This is a genomic window from Rugamonas fusca (genome assembly GCF_014042365.1).
Classification (GTDB): Bacteria; Pseudomonadota; Gammaproteobacteria; order Burkholderiales; family Burkholderiaceae_D; genus Rugamonas; species Rugamonas fusca.
Genome location: NZ_JACEZS010000060.1, coordinates 1 through 976, shown reverse-complemented (window position 1 = coordinate 976; position 976 = coordinate 1). Strand labels below are relative to the sequence as shown.

Below are 976 nucleotides of genomic sequence, written 5' to 3'. Positions count from 1 at the left end.
GGCTATGTCCCCGTTAAGTATTGAACTTCTTGCGGTAAAGGCCCTCCAAGACTGAGTAAATTCATGCTTGGAGGGGCCATGAGAAGCGCAGACTTTGGGCAATTGCTGGCACAACTTAAGGATCTGTCTCTGCGGCAACGGGAGCGAGTCCTTGCGTATTTGAGCGTGTCCGACCAGCGAGAAAAGGTGATCGGAATACTCGAAAAGGCGGCTGAGGCCAGCCTGGCGTGTCCGCAATGTCGGTCCCTGCATTTCCATCGACATGGTCGGGCGGACGGCCTTCAGCGATTTCGCTGCATCGACTGCGGCCGGACTTTCAACTCTCTGTCAGGCACACCTTTAGCGAGGCTGCGCCTCAAGTCGAAATGGCTTGAATACTCTCGATGTTTGCTTCATGCCACGACAGTAAGGCGTGCTGCAATCGGTGTGGCTATCCATAAGAACACCAGCTTTCGCTGGCGCCATCGATTTCTCACTCTGCCCAAGACAGATAGACCTGAGAAGCTGACGGGAATCCTTGAGGCAGACGAGATGTACTGCCTGGAATCGGAAAAGGGGGCGCGCCATCTCGATCGCCCGCCTCGCAAACGCGGAGAGGCCGCCACCAAGCGCGGACTCTCTTTCGAACAGGTCTGCATCCTTGTCGCTCGAGATCGTACCGGGCAGACCATCGATTATGTGACAGGCAAAGGACCAGTTAACAAACGTCAGCTAAAACGCTGCCTGCCTCCCGTCATGGACGATGACGTACTACTTGTGAGCGATGCCAACGCTGCATATCGCTACTTCGCGCGCGACCAGGGGATTTCGCATGAGATCGTGAACGCGAGTGCCAGCGAGCGCGTTCGGGGTGCTATCCATATCCAGAACGTAAATGCCTATCACAGCCGTTACAAGGGATGGGTCAGTCGATTTCATGGCGTGGCGAGCCATTATCTTCCCAACTATTTGGGCTGGCATTGGGCTGTTGATCGGA

At 55.4% G+C, this 976-nt stretch carries 1 protein-coding gene; it reads left to right on the top strand.

Annotated elements, in window-relative coordinates; genetic code table 11:
- Positions 1-78: 78 nt before the first annotated feature.
- Positions 79-976, top strand: an 898-nt coding sequence (locus H3H36_RS26295) for an IS1595 family transposase (RefSeq protein ID WP_182220984.1), incomplete at its 3' end; no start/stop codon positions are given.